Consider the following 22,569-nt stretch of genomic DNA (forward strand, 5'->3'; position numbering starts at 1 on the left):
GAGGCCATCTGAATGGTGGGAATGGTGGGTGATGACGGTCTCGAACCGCCGACCTACGCCTTGTAAGGGCGCCGCTCTACCAACTGAGCTAATCACCCCGGAGTGCAGTACTCCGGCGGACCATCCTCTATAGCACTGTCCGTAGCACTGCCCAGTTCCCAGCGATAGCCTGGAACCGGAACATCGCCAGCCAAAGCCAGCACCGAGAATGGATCACGAGGAGTGGATCACGAAGCGCGAATTACGAATTGAGCGCGTCGCGCAACGTTTTGCCTGGGCGGAATTTGGGGATCACTGCCGCAGGAATCTTGATCGTGTCGCCGGTACGCGGATTCCGCCCCGTACGGGCAGCGCGCTTGCCGGTGGCAAAGGTACCAAACCCGACAAGCGCCACGGAATCCCCTTTTTGCATACTGGACGTGACCGCGTCGATCATGGCATCGAGCACACGGGACGCTACGACCTGACTAACCTCGGCACGACCAGCAACGTATTTGAGCAATTCAGACTTGTTCACCATCCACCCCTCAAAAGGTTCATCAACAAAAAAAACCGTACCGACTCCACAACCCCGTCCAAGGCACCGGGAAACCACCCCGCATCGCCACGACACAAGCCAAAGATTCTAGACGGAATGCCCCACGAAGCCGGACTCACGTGCCCAGAACCCTTGTATTCACGCCGTTGTATGCACTTTGGAACGAATCACCGGCAGTGCCTTGCGCAAGTAATACACCATCGACCATACAGTGAGCACCGCAGCGACCCACAACAACACGGTACCCCACAGGCGCGTAGGGAGCACCCCCAGCAATGTTCCGTCATACAACAAAAAGGGAATGGCCACCATTTGTGCAATCGTCTTGAATTTGCCAACCCGGTGTACTGCAACGCTCGATGCCGCGCCGATCTGCGCCATCCACTCCCGCAACGCGGAAATGGCAATCTCCCGGCCAATGATGATCAACCCCACGAAGACATCCGCCCTGCCCAGATGTACCAAGACTAGAACGCAGGCACACACCAGAATCTTGTCCGCCACCGGATCGAGAAAGGCCCCGAAGGCAGAGACTTGGTTGAGCTTGCGCGCCAAATAACCATCGAGCCAATCCGTCGCGGCAAATACGACGAACAAGACCGTGGCTACCAGGTTGCCCGTGGTAGGGGCAATAGGCAAATAGAACACCCCCACGATCCAAGGAATCGCAACGATGCGCGTCCAGGTCATCAGGGTCGGAACCGTCCAAAACATCCAGGAATTGTGGCACGCGCCCCACGCCTCAATGCAAAGCACGATAGATCGTCTGCGCCAATTCGGTAGAAATGCCTTCCACCGTGGCCAGGTCTTCGACCGTCGCCGCCGCCACAGCACGCACCCCACCGAATCGCTGCAACAACCGGGCGCGCCGCTTAGGCCCGACGCCGGGAATGCTTTGCAATTGCCCCCCATCGACCCGCGCCCGGGCACGGGCGTTGCGCATCCCGGTAATGGCAAAGCGGTGCGCCTCGTCGCGAATCTGCGCCAGCAGCATCAGCGCTGCGGAATCCTTGCCCAAATAGACCTTTTCCCGGCCATCGGCAAACACCAATTCCTCCAGCCCGACCTTGCGCCCTTCGCCTTTTTCGATACCGACCAGCACCGACACATCCAGCCCCAATTCGGCAAAGACTTCTCGGGCTGCGGATACTTGCCCCACCCCGCCATCGACTAGCACCACATCGGGCAACCGGGAGGCCGTGGGGTTTTCCCCCTCCGCCAGGGCTTGCGCCACCTTGGCGTAGCGCCGCCGTAACACCTGGCGCATCGCCGCGTAGTCATCCCCACGCTGGATGCCTTCGATGCGAAAGCGGCGGTACGCGCTGCGCTGCATCGCATGGTTCGCGAACACCACGCAAGAAGCCTGCGTGGCCTCCCCTGCAGAATGCGAGATGTCGAAGCATTCGATACGCAGCGCATCGGGTTCCTCGGTCGTCAACCCCAAAGCCTGCGCCAACGCCATGGTGCGCGCGCGCTGCGAGCCTTCCTCGCTCAACAACCGCGCCAACTGCAATCCAGCATTGGTTTGCGCCATCTCCAGCCATACACGCCGACGCTCACGCGGCTGATGAACCAGGTGTGGCCGCACCCCTGTGCGCTCGTACAACGCATCGAGCAGCGTCTCATCGACAAGAGCGCCGACAACCAGCGTCGAAGGCATCGGCACGTCCAGGTAATGCTGTGTCAAAAACGCTTGCAGTACCTTGGATTCGATCGAAAACGGCACAGCATGGGGTGCTTGTGCAGCGGGATCTTCCGCATCCCGGTCTTCCGACAACCCCGCTTCGATCTCGACCCCATCAAGGACATGCGCAGGAAAGTACGCCCGATCCCCCAAATGCCGTCCCCCGCGCACCATCGCGAGGTTGACGCAGGCATGACCCCCCTGCACCGCCACAGCCAGGATGTCCACATCCCGATCCGGCACGTTGTCCACAACCTGCTGCTGCAACACGCCCGACAACGCCCCCATCTGGTTGCGCAAGACGGCTGCCTGCTCGAATTCAAGCTGCATGGCGTGGGCCACCATCCGCGCTTCGATGTCTGTCAGCACGGATTGCGCATCCCCTCCGAGAAAACGCCGTGCGCTGTCCAAATCCCGTGCGTAGGCTTCCTCGCTGATATGCCCAACGCATGGGCCCGAACAACGTTTGATCTGGTACAGCAGGCAGGGCCGGGAACGATGTTGGAACACGGCATCCTCGCAAGTCCGTAGCCGGAAGACTTTTTGCATCAGCATGATCGCTTCCCGCACGGATGCAGCGTTGGGGTACGGGCCGTAGTACTCGTTGCGCTTGTCGACCGCGCCCCGGTAGTACGACACACGCGGGAAGGCTTCCCGGCTGGATCGGCCGGTTCCCCCAGCGGTTCCGATGCGGACGTAGGGATAGCTTTTGTCGTCCCGGAACAAAATGTTGTAGCGGGGCTGTAGCGTTTTGATGAGCGTGTTTTCGAGAAGCAGGGCCTCGGCCTCGGAGCGCACTACGGTCGTCTCGATCCGGGCAATCTTGCTGACCATGTGGCCGATGCGCGTGCCTTCATGGTTGCGTTGAAAGTAGCTCGATACCCGGCGCTTAAGGTGTATGGCCTTGCCTACGTACAACACCTCGCCGTGTTCATCGACATAGCGGTACACCCCAGGCAAGGCGGGCAAACTCGCGACGGCATGCAACAAAGCCCGTTGCCGCGTTTCGGCATCCGTGGGCATAGCGCCGTCTAAGACACTGTCAGCGCCATTCGAAGGAGGGACATCCGTGCAATCCATGGGGAAGGTAAGGCAACGATGGGACGTGTTCTGCCAAGTCATCGACAACTGGGGCGATATCGGGGTGTCTTGGCGGCTGGCCACGCACCTGGCGCAACGCGGCCAGCGCGTCCGGCTGTGGATCGACGAACCGGAAGCGCTGGCGTGGATGGCGCCCCAAGGCCCCGATGGAGTGGAAGTACGCCGATGGACGACACCGATAGACATGACCGACCTCACGCCCGGCGACGTGCTCGTCGAAGCTTTCGGCTGCGAGATTCCCGAAGAATTTATCACCGAATACGTGCGGCACTTGGGCGCAAGCCCGGCACGCTGGTTCAACCTGGAATACCTCAGCGCGCAGAACTATGCTGCACGCTGCCATGGCCTGCCTTCCCCCGTCTCGGTCGGCGCGGGCAAAGGCTTGGTCAAGCGGTTCTGCTACCCCGGCTTCACTGCGCAAACGGGCGGCTTGTTGCATGAGGACGATCTGTTGCCCAAGCTGGAACGCTTCGACCGCGCTGCATGGTTCGACCAACAAGGCATCGCATGGCACCCTTCCCAGACCGTGTGGTCGCTGTTCTGCTATGCCACAGCGCCGGTGCGGAGCTGGCTCGATGCCCTGTCCCAGAGCGGACAACGCACTCTGGTGCTTGTCACGGACGGGATTGCGGCGCGGCTGGTGCGCGAAGCACTGGCACACGGCCATGGCGCGAGCGATTCGCTCCACGTGTACTACCTACAGCGACTCTCCCAACAAGAATTCGACCACCTGCTATGGTCGTCGGATGGGAACGTCGTTCGCGGGGAAGATTCGCTGGTGCGCGCCATCTGGGCAGGAAAACCCATGCTGTGGCAGGCGTACCCGCAGGAAGACGGCGCGCACCACGCCAAATTGCACGCCGTACTGGATGCAATCGGCGCGCCGCCCTTGATGCGCGCAGTACATGCGTGGTGGAATGGATCGACCCCTGCACTACCCGGCATCGCCTGGAACGACTGGCCTGCCTGGCTCCCAACGATGCGGCGTGCGCGTTCGACCCTGCTGGCGCTGGACGACCTGACGGACACGCTGCTGCGTTGGGCCGCATAGAGCCTGTTTCGGGAGGCTACTGCACTACTGCACAAGCCGTCATCGCTTCCGTCGCTCCCGTCCCAACACAACGCTTCCATTCCCGTTGTAGGAGCGACGGAAGTCGCGATACAAAGTCCCCATCCATACCCAGCGCAAACCATGGGATCGCGACAGTAAAATTTTGGGTTCCCTTCAAAAAACAGGATATTGGGCATCCGCTCCTCCCTCCCCCGCATCACCATGAAAACAGCACAAGAAATCCGTGCCGGCAACGTCATCATGCACGGCAAAGACCCGATGGTCGTCCTCAAGACCGAATACAGCCGTGGCGGACGCAACTCTGCCACCGTGAGGATGAAACTCAAGAGTCTCATTGCCAACTTCAACACCGAAGTGGTATTCAAGGCCGACGACAAACTCGAACAGGTCATCCTCGAAAAGAAGGAATGCACGTATTCGTACTTTGCCGACCCGATGTACGTATGCATGGATGCCGAGTACAACCAATACGAAGTCGAAGCGGAGAACATGGGCGACTCCCTCCACTATCTGGAGGATGGGATGGCCGTGGAAGTCGTGTTCTACGACGGCAAGGCCATCTCCGTCGAACTGCCGACCTCTGTCGTGCGGGAAGTCACTTGGACTGAACCAGCCGTCAAAGGCGATACCTCCGGCAAGGTGCTCAAACCCGCCAAGATTGCTACGGGGTTCGAGGTACCCGTTCCCATCTTCGTCGCCCAAGGGGACAAGATCGAAATCGATACACGCACAGGCGAATACCGCAGGCGCGTCTGATCGCAAAAAAACCGTCCTGACCGATACCGGCCAGGACGGTTTTGTTCTTTACCGCCAGCGCAGAATACAGTGTGCTGATGACGGCACGGCCGTCACCGCAACAGTATGCTTTAGTACGCTTTAGTGCGCCTGGGAAGCAGCAGCATCCACAGGAGCAGCTTCCGAAGTAGCGGCTTCGGGCGCAGCAGCGGAGGCGTCCGCACTAGCAGGCGAAGCTGCTTCGGAAGCAGGCTCGGTAACCGGCGCGGGCTCAGGAGCAGGGGCCGGAGCAGGCGTCACGACAGGCTCAGGAGCAGGCGGGGCGACTTCTTCCTGATTGCCACAAGCGGCGAGCGCAGCGGCAAGAACAGACGCAAGGAGGATGGATTTTTTCATGGACGGTACCCAAAAATAAGGAAATGATGGACTTCTGATTGTGCAGCCACAGTGCAGACGGACTTTCGAGCAACACGGTGTTCCACCCGGCAAAATCCCACTGAGGTTTTCAATGAAGTCCCACTGAAACTTGCCGGAATTCGACCGTATTGCACCGTTCGACCTTGCAAAATTATAGGTTCGACGGCTTGTTTTCACCCGTCATACACTGTTTGATTGCCCTCGTACCAGGCGCACTGGTACCGATTTACAACGCTCGCCAACGGTAGCCCGAAGACGTTTCCATGACTATGCAGATCCATCCCCCTTGTGTTGCCGCGCTGCGCTGGACATTGACCGACACGACCGGTGACGTACTCGACGTACTGGACACTCCGATCGAATTTTTCATCGGCGGCACCGACCTGCTCGACGCCATTGAGGCCGCACTGCGCGGGCACTGCGCAGGCAGTACCCTGCATCTGCATCTCGAACCCGAGGATGCATTTGGCGACTACGAGGCACAACGTGTCCACATCGCACCCCGGTCACTATTTCCGGCTGTGCTGGACGAGGGAATGATGTTCGATGCCACCGCACTGCCCCCGGCTTGCAAAGCAAAACTGCCTGACGACCAAGCCGATCTGGTGTACACAGTCACAGAGCTGTACCCGGAACACATCGTGCTCGACGGTAACCATCCCCTTGCCGGGATGGCACTGCGCTTGCAACTGCATGTAAGCAGTGTGCGGGATGCCGAGGCCGCAGAACTGGAGCGGAGGTCTACTGGAGTCGGCGGTTTTTTTCGTATCGGATCGTGACGCTGTGATCCCAGGGATTCTTGGGGATCAACGCACGAGAAAGTTCGTGAACTGCCAAGGGTCGGCAGCGTCAATCTCTTCCGCAAACAATTTGCTGCGACCCTGCAGCGGTGTCCAGTGCCCATGCGCACCAACGAGCTTGCCGAGGTATGGCCTGGCAAATTGGAGGACGAAATGGTGATCGATCTCCTCCGGTTCCACAATGCCTGCCTGGGGGTGCGCCATCGCCCACAAGATGGCCGCGACAAAAGGCGCATTGACTTGCAGCGTAGTCGCATTGTTGAAGGGACACAAGGTGCGTGCAGTATGCACGTCCAATTGCGAGCCATACCAGTACGCCCCCGTTTTCGGCCCCATCAAGAGCACACCCAGCTCGTCCATTCCCCCTACAAGCTCGTCGCGCAGCACCCTGCACGTTGATTGAGGACGCCCTTCCCGCGCAGCAAACTCCAGTAACGATAGCACCGCCTGATCACACGGGTGGTAGGCGTAGTAGCAGGTAGGACGGTAGATAACGTCTGCCCCCTCGCGAACAGTCAGGTAGTCCGCAATCGACAGGGACTCCCCATGCGAAATCAGCCACCCGTGAAACGCCCCGTGATGCGGAACCCATGAGCGCACCCGCGTGGACAGGCCAGGCCTGTCCAAATAGATGCCTGCCTTACACCCAAAGTCGTGTTCCCGCCCATCGGGAGGAAGACACTTTTCATGCGTTCCCCAACCCAGTTCGGCAGGCTGGATCGCTTCTTCGTAAAAACCCGGGCATGACCATGTATTGACGAATTCATCCGGCAATTTGGCGCGACCACTCACTTGCCCGTCGCGCTCTGCCACCTGGATGGCCCGGATACCCAACCGCATCGCCAACTGCGCCCAGTCTTCCCGGCGCATCGACGCAAGCACATCGATCCCTGCTTCCGCAGCGAGTTGGGACAGTGCCTCTTTGACAAAATGCGAGACCAGACCCGGGTTGGCCCCATGCATCAACATGGCTGTAGGGCCAGATGGGAACTGCGACCGCAATGCCAGCGCCTGCTCCCGGTATGCATAGTTGGATCGCAAAGCAGGCGTTACCGCAGCATCCATGTGTTCGCCCGCCCAAGGCTCCACGCACGCGTCGATGTACAACACCCCGGCCTGCTGACACCAAGCAACCAGCTCGACGCTAGAGATGTTCAGCGAGGCATTGACCAAAAAGTCCCCTGGGCGCAAGCGTTGCGCCAGTACCTCCCGGTAACAATCCCGATCAAGCCGCACGACTTCCAACGCCACCCCAAATTGGCGGGCTACGTCTTTCCCATCCTCATCCGCGCTCAAAATAGCAACACGATCAGTAGGAATGGCCAAGTGCCGCAGCAACAGCGGCAGCGCGCCTTGCCCTACGGCGCCGAATCCCACGAACAAGATGTGATGGGGAAATTCCACCGCCCGGGACGCAACCTCTTTCAGTGGCATGGGGATGTCTCCGTAATACCGGTTCGTTTCCTGGACTGCCATGGCCGTGCGGGAAACAACGACGAAAACTTCACATTTTAGCCACCCCATCCCATTATTGACGTAACCCCATGATTTCCATAAGCCTTAAACCCCCTGGTCTGCACTGTTCTGTCAGAAAACTCCAGCCATAAGGTACATTGGCACACCCTGAATGGGGTTGCGGAACTGGTTGCGCCAATCGCTGCCGTGGCATGATGCGTCCCCTCGCAAGCAACTATCCAGAACCGGCCTACAGGCCGGTGGCACGGCTTACCACCCTGCATGGCGGGATTTCCCATTGGTGTTCGGTTTTCGATGAAGCTTCTCCTACTCGGTAAAGATGGACAGGTTGGCTGGGAATTGCAGCGCAGTCTGGCTCCTCTAGGAATACTCACCGCAGTCGGCCGTCACAGCACGGATCCCTGGGGCAACTTCGATGACATGGTCCGCATCCAGCAAGGCATCGAAACGCTTCGTCCCGATGTCATCGTCAATGCCGCTGCATACACTGCCGTCGATAAAGCAGAGCAGGAAAGCGACTATGCATTTCGATGCAACGCTCTCGTCCCGGAAGCGCTGGCGCGTGCGGCACATTCCGTGGGTGCCTGGTTCGTGCATTACAGCTCGGACTACGTATACCCCGGCACTGGAAATACTCCCTGGATCGAAGACGACGAGCCTTCTCCCGCCAACGAATACGGCCGTGGCAAGTGCAGCGGAGATCGCCTGGTAGCGGCCGTATGTCCCCGGCACCTCATCTTGCGCACAAGTTGGGTGTATGCAGCCCGGGGCCACAATTTCCTGCGCACCATGCTGCGCCTGTTCCGGGAGAGGCACCGCGTGGAAGTGGTCCATGACCAGTTTGGTGCCCCCACCGGCGCGGAATTGCTGGCTGACATCACTGCCTGCATGATTCGCCAAGTGCGCAGCATAGGAATGGCTGCCGATGCCCTGGCGGGTATCTACCACGTTGTTCCCAGCGGAGAAACCACTTGGTATGACTACGCACTACACATCTTGCAGCGCCTGCATGCCGACAAGCTTTCCATCTCCACTACGGAACTCGTCCCCGTCCCCAGCAGCGCATTCCCCACTGCTGCATACCGACCGAGAAATTCGCGCCTGAACACCCGCAAAGTGCAGGATCGATTTGGACTGCACCTTCCCCCCTGGCAGGCGGGGGTCGACAGGGTGCTCGATGAAGTGCTCCCGCAGGTTGCTGCCACCCTGCGCCCCTGACCACGCAAGAACGATGGCACTGTCCCGCAAAGGCATCCTCTTGGCCGGTGGATCCGGTACCCGTCTGTACCCAGTCACCCAGGCCATTTCCAAACAACTCCTTCCGGTGTACGACAAGCCGATGGTGTACTACCCATTGAGTACGCTGATGCTTGCCGGGATCCGCGAAGTACTGATCATCTCCACCCCCGAAGACACCCCCCGCTTTGCACAACTGCTGGGGGATGGCAGCGCCTGGGGCATGGACATCCGCTACGCAGTGCAGCCTTCGCCGGACGGCCTGGCGCAAGCCTTCCTCATAGGGCGCGACTTCGTCGATGGGCATCCCAGCGCGCTCGTCCTCGGCGACAACATCTTCCACGGGCACGACCTCAGCACGCTGCTTACCCATGCCAATGCCTGCACGACGGGGGCTACCGTGTTTGCCTACCATGTGCATGATCCCGAGCGGTACGGCGTCGTCGCCTTCGACCCTTCCGGGCGTGCAGTCAGCATCGAGGAAAAGCCCGCGCACCCCCAAAGCCATTTCGCGGTGACAGGGCTGTACTTCTACGACGAGCAGGTGTGCGACATCGCTGGGGAGATTCGCCCTTCCGCACGGGGAGAATTGGAAATCACCGACGTCAACCGCCGCTACCTCGTAGCAAACCAATTGCATGTCGAAGTGATGGGCCGAGGCTATGCGTGGCTCGACACCGGTACCCACGACAGCCTGCTGGAAGCATCGAGCTTCATCGCCACCCTACAGAATCGGCAAGGGTTGCAGGTGGCATGCCCGGAGGAAATCTCCTTCCGCCAAGGGTGGATCGACGCGCAGCAAATTCAGCAGCTTGCGCAACCCCTGGCCAAAAACGCCTACGGTCGATACCTGCTGGAGCTACTCGACTGACTGGCGTGGAACCTCATCAAATTCGCTGCTTTGGCCGCTTCTACAATGGATTGGTTCCCTGGGCGAGCGGAACCGTACAGCACTGGGCTTCGCGCTGTGCCTGCCTGCTTGGGTATGTTGTCTCCCTTCCTCCCCTCCTTCCCTCTGCGTTCTGGCGCGGCTGATTTGTAAATTTGCGCAGTGTCTTCCTCCGACTTCAGTGATCGCGATTTCCAGCGAATTAGCCAGATCATGTACGAAGCCGCTGGGCTGTCGTTCAATGAATCCAAAAAATCGCTGATCCATTCCCGCCTGTCGCAGCGCATCCAGCGCTTGGGGTTGTCCGGGTTCAGTGCGTACATCGACTTGCTCGAAGACGAATCCAACGCTGCCGAGTTCCAGATGGCCGTCGATCTGCTGACGACCAACGAAACCTATTTCTTCCGCGAGCCCAAGCACTTCGAGCTGCTCGAACAGGAACTGGCCACACGCAAATCGACGTTGCCCATCGCCATCTGGAGCGCGGCTTCTTCCTTTGGCGATGAGGCATACAGCGTGGCCATGCTGCTCTCGGACATGCAGACGCAAGGACGTATCGGCCCGGACTGGTCGATCTTGGCTACAGACATCAGCCACCGCGTTCTACTCAGCGCCAAAGAGGCCATCTACCCCGTCGACCGTCTGCGTGCGGTATCTCCAGATCGGTTGCGCAGGTATTGCCTGCGTGGAGAAAACGAAGCCGAGGGCCAGGTGCTGCTGCGCGACAACATTCGCGAGCGCGTTCGTTTCGGTCGGCTCAATCTGTGCCAGCCTTTCGAGGGACTGGGCCCTTTCGACATCGTCTTTTTGCGCAACGTGCTCATTTACTTCGACTTGCCCACCAAGGTTGCCGTCGTTGATCGGGTGCTGTCCATGCTTCGTCCCGGTGGGCTGTTTTTTCTGGGCACTGCAGAAGGACGGGTACCGTGCCAAACTCCCCTGCAGGTGCTCCAACCTGGCGCCTTTCGCAAGGTAGGTTGAGGTCTTCGGGCCATCGCTTCGTACCCACACGCTGCACCATGGCTCTCTACGAACTGCTTCCCGGCGATGTCACCTTGGGCAGAGCTGGCGACCAACTCAAAACCTTGCTGGGGTCTTGCGTCAGCGTGATCCTCACAGATCGGCCGCGCACTATCGGGGTGATGAGCCACATCGTTCACGTTGGACATCCCAACGCAGCCAACCACCACAACACTGCCTACGGTTCGGTGGCCATGGCTGAGATGGTGCGCCTGCTCTACAGCGTGGGGTTTACGCCTCGAAGCTGCGAGGCCTACGTCTTCGGGGGCGGCAACATGTTCCCCAAGCTGTTCAGTCACCACCACGTCGGCTCCAACAACGTGGACTGGGTGCTGGGTTATCTCGAACACCACAAGATTCCCGTGCTCCAGCACGATCTCGGGGGCCATGGATACCGCAAATTGCTGTGGACGGTAGGCCCCTCCGAGCCCATCGTCGAAACCGTCCTATCGGACTGAAGGAAAGAAAATGCCCATCAAAGTATTCGTGGTTGACGATTCCGCCGTAGTGCGGCAGGCCATGTCCCACATGCTGGCCAATCACCCGGAGGTCGAGCTTGTCGGCAGCGCCCCGAACCCTTTGTTGGCCATGGATGCCATCCGCAAGAACCCTCCCGACGTGCTGCTGCTCGATATCGAAATGCCCGGCATGGATGGGCTGACATTCCTGCGGCAAATCATGGCGGGAACCCCCATTCCGACGGTGATTTGTTCGACGCTCTCCACCGAAGGCAGCAAGGTGGCTCTCGATGCCTTGAGCGCAGGTGCTGTGGCGGTACTGGCCAAGCCCAAGCTAGGGCTGCGCCAACACCTCGACGAATCCCGCCACGAGATGATCCAAACGCTCAAAACCGCCGCACGCTCGCGGCCACGGCCCAAGATGGCGCCAGCCGGCGTGGTGTCGCGGGCTGCCTTTGCGGCCCCTGCACCGACTGCCATAGGCGTGCATGCCTTCGCCGTCAACAAGCCTGTCGTCATCGGCAGTTCCACGGGGGGCACGCAAGCGTTGGAATTGGTGCTGACCAGCCTGCCCTCGGACGCTCCCGGCATCGCCATCACCCAGCACATGCCCGAAAAGTTCACGGCTATGTATGCCCAGCGTCTGGATGGCATTTGTGCGATGAATATCCGGGAAGCCAAGGATGGTGACCGGCTTGAACGCGGGGTGGCGCTCATCGCACCTGGGGGATGGCATATGCAGCTACAAAAAACCCACGGCCAGTATTACGTCAAGGTCGTCGACGGCCCACCCGTCAACCGGCACAAGCCCTCCGTCGATGTGCTCTTTCGCTCGGCCGCCGAATGTGCGGGTCGCGATGCGCTAGGCATCATCATGACCGGCATGGGGGACGATGGCGCCCGTGGCATGAAAGTCATGCACGACACCGGGGCCCGCACGATTGCGCAGAACGAGGAAACCTGCGTCGTCTTTGGTATGCCCAAGGAGGCGATCAAGCTCCAGGCCGTCGACGACATCCTGCCCCTGGAAAGCATGGCCCGCGCAATCCTGCAGTTCGATTCGCGTGCCGATGCTCGCGCCTGACTCCCGGCAAGCTCGCACAGCGCAGTCGGCCACCACGTTCCGCGCCCCGTTCTTCCGCTTCCCCCAGCGCTGAGGTTCCCATCGTGGTTGGGCCTGCGTCTTCCTTCAACCCCCTTGTTTGGACCCCAGCGCAGCGCTGCCTGGCCGCGACGTCGATCAACGTAGCGTTTGCCGTTCTCTACCTGGCGGTATATGCCTACGTACTGTGGTTTCCCGAGGCCAACCCGGAAGTCCATCCAGACTTTCTGCCGACTGCGATAGCTACCGTCTTGTCCACCGGACTGATCATGGCTGCGTTGATGGGCATCGGCTACCGGCTGCGCTACCGCACCGAGCGCATCCCCTGGCTCCAGTGGCCGACAGTGCTGCTCTGCACCTGGGTGGTCGTGTTTTCGACGTACTTCTATGGGTTTTTCACGCATCTGTACGCCGGGGTAGCGCTCGTCGGCGCTTGGATGGTCGGGTTGACCCTGTTCACCCACCGAGAAATGATGGTCAATCTGGCGCTCAGCACCCTGGGAACCACCGCCTGCATCGCCTTCGCACACCTGGGGTGGATTCCTTACGCGCCCTTCTTCCGCACCACGGCATCAAGCATCGGCCAAACCAACCCCGGGTTGTTCCAGCCGATGAACGGCGTCACGATGCTGCTCTTCGTTTCGGTACTGGGTTTCACCTACTTCATCATCACGAGGTGGAAGCAGCGGGAAAGCGATCTCATCGAGATGGGGGATCGCCTGGCGCAAGCCAACGAGCTTGTCAGCCGTTTCGTCGCCGTACAGCTCTCCGACCAGATCCGTTCCGGGAACCATGAGGTATTGACCCGCCACGAGCGCCGCAAGCTAACGCTGTTTTTCTCCGACATCGAGAAGTTCTCGGAGACGGCGGATGCCATCGAACCCGAAGACCTTTCCCGGCTGCTCAACGACTATCTGACCGAGATGACCCGCATCGCACACCGCTTCGGTGCCACGATCGACAAATTCGTTGGCGACGCGATCATGATCTTTTTTGGCGCCCCGGATGCGACGGATGACCGGGATCATGCGCTACGCGCCGTGCGCATGGCGATCGAGATGCAGCGCTCCATGCATACCTTGCGCCAAAAGTGGGCAGCCCTCGGCATCGCACGCACCTTTCACATCCGCATCGGCATCAACACCGGCTTGACCAGCGTTGGCGCCTTCGGTTCCCCGCAACGTCTGGAATACACCGCCATTGGGCGCCACGTCAACCTCGCAGCCCGTATTCAGGCGCACTGTCTGCCGGACAAGGTACTCATCAGCCAAGCAACCTGGGCGCTGGTACACCACGACATCGACTGCATGCTCCTCGACGAACGGCAGTTCCGGGGGCATCGGGATCCTGTCCGCGTCTACGAAGTGCTGTTCTCGTATGACGACAAGGAATCCCCAGCACCTGCCACACCACACTGTGGATAACTTTGTGGAGAACATGCAGAAATCCTTGTCGTGGCGTGCGCCATGGCCCTATGCTCCTTTTGCACAAGGTTCTGGCACAGCAACAGGATTTGTTTATTTATCAACATATTATGCAGATAATCTGAAAGCGATTTCCGAGATATCGCTTCCGTCAGATTGATTTTTTATCCCCAACGCGATTGTGGACAATCTTCCAGCCTGGGCCGAGGCCATCGGCCCCGCAGGCCCACTGTGGTCCGTAGGAGGACTGTGTCGAGCCGTCGCCGACGCCTTGCAAACACGCTTCAACCCGGTGCGCGTGCGCGGCGAACTCGGCGGGTTTTCTCGCGCGCCCAGCGGCCATTGCTACTTTGCCCTGAAGGATGCGAGTGGGCAGTTGCGCTGCGCAATGTTCCGGCGCTCTGCCTCCGAACTGGGCTTTGCCCCCCGCGACGGAGACGTGGTCGAAGTCGATGGCCGACTGAGCGTATATGAACCACGGGGCGACCTGCAACTCGTCGTCGACCGCATGGTGCGCTGCGGGGCGGGTTCGTTATTCGAGGAATTTTTGCGACGCAAAGCCGCTCTCGATGCGGAAGGACTCTTCGACCCCGCCCGCAAACGCCCCGTGCCACGGCAGCCGCGCTGCATCGGCGTCGTAACCTCCCTGGCCGCCGCAGCGTTGCGCGATGTAGCCACCACCCTGCATCGCCGTGCGCCGCATATCCCCGTGGTGCTCGCACCGGCTTTGGTGCAAGGCGCGGGTGCCCCGGCGGAGCTATGCGCCGCCCTGCAAGCGCTGTATGCATGGGGGGCAACGCCACCCCGGCCTGGCGCGGCAGGGGAAGATTCGATCCCTGGCGCCAGCTCCTTCGCCATCCCTGTCGAAGTCATCCTGCTGGTACGCGGTGGGGGTTCGATCGAAGACCTATGGGCCTTCAACGACGAAGCCCTGGCCCGCACCATCGCAGCCAGCCCTGTGCCTGTGGTGTCCGGGGTCGGGCATGAAACGGACTTCACGATCGCTGACTTCGTAGCAGATGCCCGCGCAGCCACACCGACTGCGGCAGCAGAACTTGCCGCCAGCGAACACAGCGCCGAACACGACATCCTGAACCGGCTCTCCCTCCGGCTTGCCACTGCCATGCAGCGCCGCTTCGAACGCCATGCGCAGCGCCTCGACGCGCTGGTACATGCGTTGCGCAGCCCGGCGCAACGGTGCGAGATCGAGCGCTTGCGGCTCGCCACACGCGCCCAGGCTCTGCGCGTCGGCGTCGCACACGCCCTGCATTCCCATGGCAACCGCCTCGAACGCAAGGCAGACCAGCTTGCCATGGCATCGCGGCTTGCCCAAGGCGCACACCGGCAACGGCTGGAACACGCTGCATTGCGGCTCGATCTCCTGGCGCCGCAACACGTCCTGGAGCGCGGCTACGCATGGCTTGGCGACGCGCAGGGAACGCCCATCACGCGCTGCGCGCAAACCCACCCCGGCCAACGTCTGACCGCCACCTTGTGCGACGGGACTGTGCCGATTGCTGTGCTGGCTGGGCCGTAGGGAAACCACTGCAACTTCCATCGCTCCTACAAAACGGAAGGCACGTTGGTGGCTGTGGAACCACCCATTCCTACAATGTTTTTTCCCTTACTCTCTCCCGGAGGAACCTCATGGAACATGTCCTGCCCGCACTCCCTTTCGCCCTGGACGCACTGGCACCCCACTACTCGCGGGAGGCGCTGGAATTTCACCATGGCAAGCACCACCAGGCCTACGTCAACAACCTCAACCAGCTCCAGCGCGGTACCGAATTCGAGACCATGGATCTCGAATCGATCATCCGCAAAGCCTCGGGCGGCGTTTACAACAACGCTGCGCAGACTTGGAACCACAGCTTCTTCTGGCAATGCATGCGCCCCGGCGGCGGTGGGGAACCTTCCGGCGCAGTGGCGCAAGCGTTGCAAGCGCAATGGGGGTCCTATGGCGCGTTTCGGGAAGCCTTCGTCAAAAGCGCCGTCGGCAACTTCGGTTCGGGCTGGACGTGGCTGGTCAAAAAGCCAGACGGTTTGCTGACCATCGTCAATATGGGGCCTGCCGGCACGCCACTGACGACGGACGATGCCCCCCTGCTCACGGTCGACGTCTGGGAACACGCCTACTACATCGACTACCGCAATCTGCGCCAGAAATTCGTCGAGACCTTCCTCGACCACTTGGTGCATTGGGATTTCGTACTGGACAACTTGCAACGGCCCGTTGCATAAACCCGGATCGTTCCTATCCCTTCCACAGCGCGGCGTATTTCTGCACGTTGTAGGAACGGCGAAAGTTGCAATACAGCGCTTGTTGTCCTACCACGACAAAATATGTATCGCCTTTCACCCATTCGTCATTCCTACTTTGGCTGCTCTGTTCCAATACGCCCGCCGCCCGGCCTGGGCTGCCGGATTCCCTTGAGGTTCCTTCTCAAGATTCTTACGCAGTCTCTTTCGTATTACCGCCCCCAGTAGGGCACTTCTTGCAACCTGGAGAACCCTGGAAATGAAATCTACCCTCGTAGCCCTGGCCGCCCTGGCCGCTTCCGGCGCCGTTCTGGCGGAGTCTTCCGTCACCCTTTACGGGATCGTCGATACCTATCTCGCGAGCGAGAAAGTCGAAACACGCAACGCCAATAGAGTCACGTCAGTGACCAACACCAAGCTGAACAGCGGCGGCGTCAATACCTCGCGCTGGGGCCTCAAGGGTGTGGAAGACTTGGGTGATGGGATGAAAGCGCTATTCGACCTACAACAAGGTTATGACCTCGACACTGGCGCTGCCAAGGATGCCAAGGATGCCTTTCAACGCCAAGCGTGGGTCGGCGCCTCTTGCGGTTTTGGAACGATCCGCCTGGGCTACACCACCACCCCCTTCGACGATGTGAGCGGGTTGCAAAACGCCATGTTCGACGCGGTGTTCTCGCCCCAGCAAAAAATCTTCCGCAGCACGAAGTACAAGGCACGGCCCGATAACACGATCTTCTACCAGTCCCCCACGCTGGGCGGATTCAGCGGCGCATACAGCTACAGCCTGCATGAAGACACGAATGCGGCTAACAAGGGCATGCGTGTCACCGGCCTGAATCTGACCTATAGCGACGGCCCCATCAGCATCGCTTTTGCCGCGCAGAATGAGAGAGAGCAAGGTAAAGCTGATTCGGCCTCCTTTATGCGCCTGGGCGGTGCGTACAACTTCGGGTTTTTGACTGCCAAGGCTACCTACGGCCGCCTGAACGATGCGCAATGGGATAGCGCCGCCAAAGCAGTGAAGGCTGCACTCGGCAACGAAACGACCGAATGGCAAATCGGCGTCGATGTTCCGGTCTCTGCTGCACTGGTCGTTTCCGCCAGCTATGCCAAGTCCGACGAAAACACCCTGATCCGCAACGGGCAATACGTCGCGGGTGGCAACAACTCATCGGGGCGTACCGGCTATGGTTTGGGTGCCAAGTACACGCTATCCAAGCGCACCTTCCTCTACGGTGGGCTGGAATCGCACACGGACGAAGTACTTGGACAGCTCGACGTGACAGACACCACGCTCGCAGCCGGTATGCAACACCGCTTCTGATCGCGGGTTCTCCTTGCCATTCGGGCCTAGCGCCCACGCAAAGCCAGCCATCCAGCGGCTTGCAGACTACCCCGTACGGTTCGCCCTGCGGGGTTTTTTGTTTTCCGATAATGCGCAATCCCCGGGCCTGATGCCCAGTTTTTGTTTTTTTCCGTGGAGTCTCCCATGCCCGTGCAAACCGACCCGAACGCCCCTTATGTCGTCGCCAACCTTGATCTGGCCGACTGGGGCCGCAGAGAAATCCTGATCGCGCAGACGGAAATGCCCGGGCTGATGGCGATTCGCGATGAATTTGCCCCCTCCCGCCCGCTGTCTGGCGCACGAATCGCCGGATCGTTGCACATGACGATCCAAACCGCCGTGCTGATCGAAACCCTGCAAGCGCTGGGCGCGCAGGTCCGCTGGGCGTCGTGCAACATCTTTTCGACGCAGGATCACGCCGCAGCGGCGCTGGCCGTGCAGGGAACGCATGTCTTTGCGTACAAGGGCGAAACCCTGCAAGACTATTGGGACTACACCCACCGCATCTTTGCGTTCGGCGAACCTGGTTCGGATACCGAAGGCCCGAACATGATCCTCGACGACGGGGGGGACGCGACGCTACTCATCCACCTGGGCTGCCGCGCCGAGCAAGACTCCAGCGTGCTCGACCACCCCCACAGCGAAGAAGAAACCTGCCTCTACGCCGCGATTCGCGCAACGCTGGCCAAAGACCCCACCTGGTACAGCCGCCGCCAACGCCAACTGATTGGCGTGACCGAAGAAACGACCACGGGGGTGCATCGCCTGCAGGAAATGTCCGCCCGTGGCGAGCTGGCCTTCCGGGCGATCAACGTCAACGATTCGGTCACCAAAAGCAAGTTCGACAACCTCTACGGCTGCCGCGAGTCGCTCGTCGATGCCATCAAGCGAGCCACCGATGTCATGATTGCCGGCAAGGTGGCCTGCGTGGCGGGCTATGGCGACGTGGGCAAAGGCTCTGCGCAGGCGCTGCGTGCGTTGAGCGCGCAGGTGTGGGTGACGGAAATCGACCCCATCAACGCACTACAGGCCGCGATGGAAGGCTACAAGGTGGTGACGATGGAATACGCCGCACCGCGCTGTGACATCTTCGTCACCTGCACCGGCAACAAGAACGTCATCACCTACGAACACATGGACGCGATGAAAGACCAGGCGATCGTCTGCAATATCGGCCACTTCGACCACGAAATCGACGTGGCTTCGCTGTCGCAATGCGAATGGGAAGAGATCAAACCCCAGGTCGACCACGTCATCTTCCCTGCACGTGCTGGCAAACCTTCCAAGCGGATCATCCTGCTGGCCAAAGGCAGGCTGGTCAACCTCGGTTGTGGAACGGGGCACCCCAGCTTCGTGATGAGTTCGAGCTTCGTCAACCAGACCCTTGCGCAAATCGAGCTTTTCACCCGTTCCCAGCATTACGAAGCCGGCAAGGTGTACGTGCTCCCCAAGCTCCTCGACGAAAAAGTCGCCCGTCTGCACCTGCAAAAAGTCGGCGTGCAGCTTACGCGGCTGACGGACGAACAAGCTGCCTACATCGGCGTCTCCAAGGACGGGCCGTACAAGGCCACCCACTACCGGTACTGATCCCGGTCGGCGCAACACGGCGCTGTGGCATTGCTTGGGCTGTGATTGCGACGTTCCGGTGCGTCTCGACCAACTCCTGGTACGGCGTGGCCTTGCGCCGACCCGAGCCCAAGCGCAGCGGCTGATCGCCGCCGGGGTACGCTGGTCCTGCGGGGGCGATTGGCGCATCTGCCATAGCAATGCGCAGAACGTCCCCGACGACGCATTGATCGAGCTTCCTCCTTCCGCCGTGCTTCGCTATGTCTCCCGCGCTGGCGACAAATTGGCCGCAGCGCTGGAACGCGGTGGCATTGATGTGGCGGGGAAAGACTGCCTCGACGTAGGGCAGTCCACCGGCGGCTTTACCGACTGCCTGCTCCAGCATGGCGCTGCCCGCGTGGTGGGTGTCGATGTCGGGTATGGCCAATTGCACGAACGCCTGCGGGCTGATCCCCGGGTGCTATGCATTGAGCGCACCAATGCCCGCTCATTGCGTGCGATGGACATCAAGACCGCGTGCGGTGCGCGGGACTTTCCCACGGCGTTCGACCGCATCGTCATCGACGTATCGTTCGTCTCCCAAACGCTGGTATTGCCTGCCCTGACGCCCTTGCTTCGCCCCGATGCCGTTTTGGTGTCGCTGGCCAAGCCGCAGTTCGAGCTGCAACCGGCGCAAATCGCCAAGGGCGGTATCGTCAAAGACCCCGCGCTGTTTGCCGTCGTCGAAGAACGCCTGCGCACCTGTTGCGCCGATCTGGGCCTGCGCGTCATCGATTGGTTTGCGTCCCCTTTGTTGGGCGGAGACGGCAACCAGGAATTCCTTTTCATCGCCACCCCCAGGAGCCTTGTATGACCTCTGCGACCGTCGCACTCAGCGTGGAATTCTTCCCCCCCAAAACGCCCGACGGCGCGGACAAACTCCGCACCGTCCGCCAACAGCTCTATGCGATGCAGCCGGAGTACTGCTCGGTCACTTTTGGCGCAGGCGGTTCCACGCAGGAAGGCACCTTCGCCACCGTCGGCGCAATCCTTTCCGAAGGGGTATCCGCCGCTTCGCACCTGTCGTGCATCGGCGCAACGCGAGAACGGGTACGCGCCCAACTCGAATCGCTGCAAGCACTGGGCGTGCGGCGCATCGTCGCGCTGCGCGGCGACCTGCCCAGCGGCTACGGCATCGGCAGCGAATTCGCGTATGCCAGCGACCTCGTCGCATTCATCCGCGAACAAACGCAAGAACACTTTTTTCTCGACGTTGCCGCGTACCCCGAAATGCATCCCCAGGCCCGATCCCCGGAAGCCGACATCCAGGCTTTCGTGACCAAGGTACGTGCCGGCGCCAACGCAGCGATCACCCAGTATTTCTACAACCCGGATGCCTACGCCCGCTTTGTCGACGACGTGCGTGCAAAGGGGGTGGACATCCCCATCGTCCCTGGAATCATGCCGATCGTCAGCTCATCGCAGCTCCTGCGGTTCAGTGACGCCTGCGGCGCGGAAATCCCCCGCTGGATCCGATCCCGATTGCAGTCGTATGGCGACGACCTGGACTCCATCCGCGCCTTCGGCCTCGACGTGGTGACGGGGCTATGCGAACGGCTGCTCGTGCTCGGCGCGCCAGGGCTGCATTTCTACACGATGAACCAAAGCGAGACCACGCTGGACATTTGCCGCAGGCTTGGGGTGCTATCGACCAAGAACCTACTTCAGTAGGCAGACGAGCCGAAGCAGTGTGCGTGGCGCCGGAGCGCCGGAACCGGAATGACCTTGCAGTACATGAGGATTCCGTGTACCGCCGCCGCGTGCAATCCGATGGTGCAGCCCTTACTGGAATAGGCTCTTAGCAATGACGGAAACCGAACTTCTGCAAGTTCTGGCGCGCGGCGAAGACAGCCAGCATCAGTTCAAACGCGACTTCACCAATGCCGATGCACTGGCGGCAGAGCTGGCTGCATTGGCCAATAGCCGTGGAGGCTGGCTCTTTGTTGGCATCCGTGATGCCGGACATGCAACAGGGTTGGCGCAGGCGGACATCCAGCGACTCAACCAATTGCTATCCAATGCTGCCAGCCAACATGTCAAGCCGCCAATCAGTCCAACCAGTCAGAACATCCAGACCGACAACGGCTTGGTCATGGTGGTGGATGTGCCCGAAGGGCTGAACAAGCCCTATATGGACTTGCAAGGACGCGTGTGGGTCAAAAATGGTGCCGACAAACGACACGTTACCGCCCGTGAAGAGTTGCAGCGCATGTTTCAGCAATCCGGCCTGCTGCATGCCGACCAGGTGCCGGTACCCAACGCGATAGCCAGCGACATTGACGAGCGCGCCTTTGCCAGGTACTTTGAGCGACGCTATGGCCAAAGCGTCGAACAGGCCGGACTGCCTGTTACCCAACTCATGGAAAACATTGATCTGGCGCAGCAAGGGCATCCCAACCTGGCTGGTTTGCTGTTGTTCGGCAAACACCCGCAGCGCCGCCTGCATGTGTGTTTCATTGCCGCTGCGTGCTTTCCCGGCACCCAGCTTTCCGACAGCCGCTACCTCGACAGCGAAAACATCGAAGGCCCGCTGGAAGAGCAGTACCAACGTGGTTTGGCCTTCATCAAGCGCAACCTACATCACGTTCAGGGAAACCAGAGCGTTAACAGCCTGGGTTTGCTGGAAGTGCCAGAAGAGGCATTTGTCGAACTGCTGGTCAACGCGCTGGTACACCGTGATTTCTTCATCAGTGCCACCGTTCGCCTGTTTGTGTTCGCCGACCGGGTGGAAATTATTAGCCCCGGCCATCTGCCCGACAGCCTGATGCCCGAACAAATTCGCGCGGGCGTTTCCAACCGCCGCAACAAGGTGCTGGCTGAGCATGCCGCCCACATCTTGCCCTACCGAGGTCTGGGCACCGGCATCCCCCGTGCGTTGGGCGCGTGGCCAAAGATCGATCTGATCGACGAGCGCGAGGCCAATCAATTTCGTGCGGTGGTCTGGCGACCTGTGGCCGGGCAAGTGACCGGGCAAGTAACCGGGCAAGTAACCGGGCAAGTAACCGGGCAAATCTTGCGCCTGCTATCGGTGATGGACGGCGAACACAGCCGTACCGACTTGCAAAGCCTGCTGCACCTCAAACACCGGGACAGCTTTATGCATGCCTACCTGCAACCGGCGATCCAAGCGGGTTTCATTGAGATGACCATTCCTGACAGGCCACAAAGTAGCAAGCAGCGGTACCGGTTGACTGAGCAAGGAAAGGTTGTGCTGGACGAACAAAAGAACAGGTAGCCAAAGCCATGAACGAGCATTGCAAGGGCAAGGATGCCACCAAGCTGCGCTTCGTGATCGAATAAAGGAGATCATTGTGTTGCTCAAGTCATTACAATTGACGAATTTCCTGAGCTTTGGCGAATCCACGCAGCCATTGGAATTTCGCTCACTCAATGTCGTCATCGGCC

General features: G+C 60.2%; 21 protein-coding genes and 1 tRNA gene. 16 read left to right on the top strand and 6 right to left on the bottom strand.

Translation table 11 applies throughout. The features are described 5' to 3' along the window. Positions 1-22: 22 nt before the first annotated feature. From CENROD_RS06730 to uvrC, 4 genes are all read right to left on the bottom strand, one after another. Positions 23-98: transfer RNA gene (locus CENROD_RS06730), tRNA-Val, on the bottom strand. Between the two features lie 143 nt (positions 99-241). After that, positions 242-517: an HU family DNA-binding protein gene (locus CENROD_RS06735; RefSeq protein ID WP_041194248.1), complete on the bottom strand. Its 276-nt coding sequence runs from the start codon at positions 515-517 to the stop codon at positions 242-244. Positions 518-676: 159 nt separating this feature from the next. Beyond that, positions 677-1,252, bottom strand: coding sequence for a CDP-diacylglycerol--glycerol-3-phosphate 3-phosphatidyltransferase (gene pgsA / locus CENROD_RS06740; protein ID WP_022773185.1), 576 nt, complete (start codon positions 1,250-1,252; stop codon positions 677-679). Positions 1,253-1,280: 28 nt separating this feature from the next. Further along, complete coding sequence (gene uvrC / locus CENROD_RS06745; RefSeq protein WP_041193356.1) at positions 1,281-3,245, bottom strand: excinuclease ABC subunit UvrC; 1,965 nt, start codon at positions 3,243-3,245, stop codon at positions 1,281-1,283. 55 nt (positions 3,246-3,300) lie between these two features. Between uvrC and earP the strand changes: the two genes are divergently transcribed. Then, entirely contained in the window at positions 3,301-4,374 is a 1,074-nt protein-coding gene (gene earP / locus CENROD_RS06750) for an elongation factor P maturation arginine rhamnosyltransferase EarP (protein WP_041193357.1), read from the top strand. A gap of 222 nt (positions 4,375-4,596) precedes the next feature. Next, positions 4,597-5,151, top strand: coding sequence for an elongation factor P (efp, locus tag CENROD_RS06755; protein WP_022773196.1), 555 nt, complete (start codon positions 4,597-4,599; stop codon positions 5,149-5,151). A gap of 120 nt (positions 5,152-5,271) precedes the next feature. Here efp and CENROD_RS06760 read toward each other — a convergent pair whose 3' ends face one another. Continuing rightward, the gene (locus CENROD_RS06760) at positions 5,272-5,526 is read right to left on the bottom strand and encodes a hypothetical protein (RefSeq protein WP_022773199.1); all 255 of its coding nucleotides are present in this window, start codon (positions 5,524-5,526) and stop codon (positions 5,272-5,274) included. 290 nt (positions 5,527-5,816) lie between these two features. Here CENROD_RS06760 and CENROD_RS06765 point away from each other — a divergent pair, with 290 nt between their 5' ends. Then, entirely contained in the window at positions 5,817-6,326 is a 510-nt protein-coding gene (locus CENROD_RS06765; protein WP_041193359.1) for an FKBP-type peptidyl-prolyl cis-trans isomerase, read from the top strand. Between the two features lie 27 nt (positions 6,327-6,353). Here the strand turns inward: CENROD_RS06765 and CENROD_RS06770 are convergent, their stop codons facing one another. Further along, the gene (locus CENROD_RS06770) at positions 6,354-7,823 is read right to left on the bottom strand and encodes a homospermidine synthase (protein ID WP_238551751.1); all 1,470 of its coding nucleotides are present in this window, start codon (positions 7,821-7,823) and stop codon (positions 6,354-6,356) included. A gap of 294 nt (positions 7,824-8,117) precedes the next feature. On the opposite strand from CENROD_RS06770, the gene rfbD reads away from it, so the two are divergent. The 13 genes from rfbD (at position 8,118) to CENROD_RS06835 (ending at position 22,399) form a co-directional block, all read left to right on the top strand. Next, the gene (gene rfbD, locus CENROD_RS06775; RefSeq protein ID WP_022773212.1) at positions 8,118-9,041 is read left to right on the top strand and encodes a dTDP-4-dehydrorhamnose reductase; all 924 of its coding nucleotides are present in this window, start codon (positions 8,118-8,120) and stop codon (positions 9,039-9,041) included. Between the two features lie 19 nt (positions 9,042-9,060). After that, positions 9,061-9,930, top strand: a complete 870-nt coding sequence (rfbA, locus tag CENROD_RS06780) for a glucose-1-phosphate thymidylyltransferase RfbA (protein WP_041194252.1) — start codon at positions 9,061-9,063, stop codon at positions 9,928-9,930. A 180-nt stretch (positions 9,931-10,110) separates the two neighbouring features. After that, positions 10,111-10,929, top strand: coding sequence for a CheR family methyltransferase (locus CENROD_RS06785; protein WP_041193361.1), 819 nt, complete (start codon positions 10,111-10,113; stop codon positions 10,927-10,929). A gap of 38 nt (positions 10,930-10,967) precedes the next feature. After that, a complete protein-coding gene (locus CENROD_RS06790) occupies positions 10,968-11,426 on the top strand; it encodes a chemotaxis protein CheD (RefSeq protein WP_022773221.1) in 459 nt (152 codons plus the stop codon). 10 nt (positions 11,427-11,436) lie between these two features. Continuing rightward, entirely contained in the window at positions 11,437-12,510 is a 1,074-nt protein-coding gene (locus CENROD_RS06795) for a protein-glutamate methylesterase/protein-glutamine glutaminase (protein ID WP_022773225.1), read from the top strand. 83 nt (positions 12,511-12,593) lie between these two features. Then, positions 12,594-13,952 carry an adenylate/guanylate cyclase domain-containing protein gene (locus CENROD_RS12480; protein WP_022773229.1) on the top strand — a complete coding sequence of 453 codons (1,359 nt, stop codon included), beginning with the start codon at positions 12,594-12,596 and terminating at the stop codon, positions 13,950-13,952. Positions 13,953-14,133: 181 nt separating this feature from the next. Then, positions 14,134-15,489: an exodeoxyribonuclease VII large subunit gene (gene xseA, locus CENROD_RS06805; protein ID WP_238551752.1), complete on the top strand. Its 1,356-nt coding sequence runs from the start codon at positions 14,134-14,136 to the stop codon at positions 15,487-15,489. Positions 15,490-15,599: 110 nt separating this feature from the next. Beyond that, positions 15,600-16,193 carry a superoxide dismutase gene (locus CENROD_RS06810; RefSeq protein WP_022773243.1) on the top strand — a complete coding sequence of 198 codons (594 nt, stop codon included), beginning with the start codon at positions 15,600-15,602 and terminating at the stop codon, positions 16,191-16,193. Positions 16,194-16,470: 277 nt separating this feature from the next. Then, positions 16,471-17,538, top strand: a complete 1,068-nt coding sequence (locus tag CENROD_RS06815) for a porin (RefSeq protein ID WP_022773246.1) — start codon at positions 16,471-16,473, stop codon at positions 17,536-17,538. A gap of 165 nt (positions 17,539-17,703) precedes the next feature. Continuing rightward, complete coding sequence (gene ahcY / locus CENROD_RS06820; protein WP_022773250.1) at positions 17,704-19,146, top strand: adenosylhomocysteinase; 1,443 nt, start codon at positions 17,704-17,706, stop codon at positions 19,144-19,146. A 58-nt stretch (positions 19,147-19,204) separates the two neighbouring features. Further along, complete coding sequence (locus CENROD_RS06825) at positions 19,205-19,978, top strand: TlyA family RNA methyltransferase (RefSeq protein WP_022773254.1); 774 nt, start codon at positions 19,205-19,207, stop codon at positions 19,976-19,978. Further along, positions 19,975-20,835 (top strand): methylenetetrahydrofolate reductase [NAD(P)H], encoded by an 861-nt coding sequence (metF, locus tag CENROD_RS06830; protein WP_022773258.1) that lies wholly within the window; start codon positions 19,975-19,977, stop codon positions 20,833-20,835. Before CENROD_RS06825 ends, metF begins: the two co-directional genes overlap by 4 nt. Before the next feature lie 133 nt (positions 20,836-20,968). Then, complete coding sequence (locus CENROD_RS06835; RefSeq protein ID WP_022773262.1) at positions 20,969-22,399, top strand: Fic family protein; 1,431 nt, start codon at positions 20,969-20,971, stop codon at positions 22,397-22,399. Positions 22,400-22,569: the final 170 nt, after the last annotated feature.

Source organism: Candidatus Symbiobacter mobilis CR (assembly GCF_000477435.1).
GTDB classification, from domain to species: Bacteria; Pseudomonadota; Gammaproteobacteria; order Burkholderiales; family Burkholderiaceae_C; genus Rhodoferax; species Rhodoferax mobilis.

Coding starts and splice junctions, on each gene's coding strand:
- pgsA (WP_022773185.1), bottom strand. CDS start 1,252: ATGTTTTGGACGGTTCCGACCCTGATGACCTGGACGCGCATCGTTGCG.
- uvrC (WP_041193356.1), bottom strand. CDS start 3,245: ATGCCCACGGATGCCGAAACGCGGCAACGGGCTTTGTTGCATGCCGTC.
- earP (WP_041193357.1), top strand. CDS start 3,301: ATGGGGAAGGTAAGGCAACGATGGGACGTGTTCTGCCAAGTCATCGAC.
- efp (WP_022773196.1), top strand. CDS start 4,597: ATGAAAACAGCACAAGAAATCCGTGCCGGCAACGTCATCATGCACGGC.
- CENROD_RS06760 (WP_022773199.1), bottom strand. CDS start 5,526: ATGAAAAAATCCATCCTCCTTGCGTCTGTTCTTGCCGCTGCGCTCGCC.
- CENROD_RS06765 (WP_041193359.1), top strand. CDS start 5,817: ATGCAGATCCATCCCCCTTGTGTTGCCGCGCTGCGCTGGACATTGACC.
- CENROD_RS06770 (WP_238551751.1), bottom strand. CDS start 7,823: ATGGCAGTCCAGGAAACGAACCGGTATTACGGAGACATCCCCATGCCA.
- rfbD (WP_022773212.1), top strand. CDS start 8,118: ATGAAGCTTCTCCTACTCGGTAAAGATGGACAGGTTGGCTGGGAATTG.
- CENROD_RS06790 (WP_022773221.1), top strand. CDS start 10,968: ATGGCTCTCTACGAACTGCTTCCCGGCGATGTCACCTTGGGCAGAGCT.
- CENROD_RS06795 (WP_022773225.1), top strand. CDS start 11,437: ATGCCCATCAAAGTATTCGTGGTTGACGATTCCGCCGTAGTGCGGCAG.
- CENROD_RS06810 (WP_022773243.1), top strand. CDS start 15,600: ATGGAACATGTCCTGCCCGCACTCCCTTTCGCCCTGGACGCACTGGCA.
- CENROD_RS06815 (WP_022773246.1), top strand. CDS start 16,471: ATGAAATCTACCCTCGTAGCCCTGGCCGCCCTGGCCGCTTCCGGCGCC.
- ahcY (WP_022773250.1), top strand. CDS start 17,704: ATGCCCGTGCAAACCGACCCGAACGCCCCTTATGTCGTCGCCAACCTT.
- metF (WP_022773258.1), top strand. CDS start 19,975: ATGACCTCTGCGACCGTCGCACTCAGCGTGGAATTCTTCCCCCCCAAA.
- CENROD_RS06835 (WP_022773262.1), top strand. CDS start 20,969: ATGACGGAAACCGAACTTCTGCAAGTTCTGGCGCGCGGCGAAGACAGC.